We start from the raw sequence: 237 nt of genomic DNA, 5'->3' as shown, positions 1-237 counted from the left end.
CGGCCACGCCTGCTCGTGCTCGACGAGCCCACCAACGGCCTCGACCCCATCGGCATCGAGGAGCTGCGCGACCAGATCCGCGGCTTCGCAGCGGCGGGTACGACGGTGATCGTCTCGAGCCACATCCTCTCCGAGGTGCAGCAGATGGCGGACACCATCGGCATCATCTACGGGGGGCGCCTCGCCTACGAGGATGCTCTTCGACCCGGGCAGGACCTCGAGGAACTCTTCATGAGC

At 67.1% G+C, this 237-nt stretch carries 1 pseudogene; it reads left to right on the top strand.

What is annotated here, in order from left to right:
* Positions 1–237 (top strand): annotated as a pseudogene (locus GPK42_RS09915) (lantibiotic ABC transporter ATP-binding protein); the annotation flags it as partial.

The organism is Collinsella aerofaciens (genome assembly GCF_018785265.1).
Classification (GTDB): domain Bacteria; phylum Actinomycetota; class Coriobacteriia; order Coriobacteriales; family Coriobacteriaceae; genus Collinsella; species Collinsella aerofaciens_AI.
Note: the sequence above shows the minus strand (reverse complement) of the source record. Positions and strands in the feature narration are given on the sequence as shown.